This window comes from Cupriavidus sp. 05T313 (assembly GCF_056396665.1).
Map to the genome: position 1 here is coordinate 1 of NZ_JBFTLX010000682.1, position 395 is coordinate 395.

Annotated in this window: 1 protein-coding gene; it reads left to right on the forward strand. The window is 70.1% G+C overall.

Annotated elements, in window-relative coordinates; all coding sequences use genetic code 11:
* Window positions 1-395 (forward strand): hypothetical protein (locus AC1DKD_RS42355; protein ID WP_477144884.1); only part of this gene is annotated, 395 nt, incomplete at both ends.

A 395-nucleotide genomic window follows, 5' to 3' on the forward strand; every position in this document is an offset into this window, starting at 1 on the left:
CCTCGATGGCCACCTGGCTGGAAAACCGGGAACCGGGCGACCTCCTCAGCGAGGTCCAGCGCTTCGCCCGCAACAAGCCCGGAACCTTCTTGCTCCTCGCCGCCGGCGCCGGCGTCCTGGCCGGCCGCCTCACCCGTGGCCTCACCGCAGGTGCCCCCGAATCACAGGCACAGGTCCGGGCTTCAGGCCAGCAGGGCTTGGGCCAGCACCGCGCCCTGCAGTCACCGCCCGCGGCCCCGCTTCGCCAGGAGACCGTGTACGCAGCCGGAACTGATGACCTCTTCGCTGAGCCAACGATAGGCAGCGGGGCCCCGGTTTCCACCAGCACCCTACCTTCGGGAACCGCCGAAGAGACTCCGCTCCGCTTCGAGGACGACCCCTACCGGGCCGAAAAC